At 68.5% G+C, this 366-nt stretch carries 1 protein-coding gene; it reads right to left on the reverse strand.

Translation table 11 applies throughout. From position 1 onward, the window contains the following. Window positions 1-183 precede the first annotated feature (183 nt). A partial coding sequence (locus tag AB4Z27_RS29825) for an MliC family protein (RefSeq protein WP_441646087.1) occupies window positions 184-366 on the reverse strand: 183 nt, incomplete at its 5' end.

The raw sequence follows: 366 nt of genomic DNA on the forward strand, positions 1-366 counted from the left end.
ACCTCGTCTTCAAGGACCCGACCGAAGCCTGGCGCGCCATGCACGAGATTCGCCATGACTCGCTGGCCATCGGCGTGCACCTGTACTACAAGGGCAAGACCGGCGATGCCGCCGAGGYGGCGCTGGACGTCGAYGCCCATCGCGCGCACTGACTCGGRTCKCCCCGGGCCTTGTCTTAGGGGCTTACTCCGGGGCCTCCACGCGGCAGGYCATSGCSGGCTTGCCCGGTAGCTCAAGCTGCGCCTCGGGGCCCTTGTCCCAGAACATCGCCTCGCCGGCGTCGGTCGTGGCCGCATAGCGGGCACCCGACGCCGCGCGCGTCTGCGACAACAGCAGCTTCTTGTCCAGCCACGTCAGGTAGGCGTA

The organism is Cupriavidus sp. KB_39 (assembly GCF_052114485.1).
Classification (GTDB): Bacteria; Pseudomonadota; Gammaproteobacteria; order Burkholderiales; family Burkholderiaceae; genus Cupriavidus.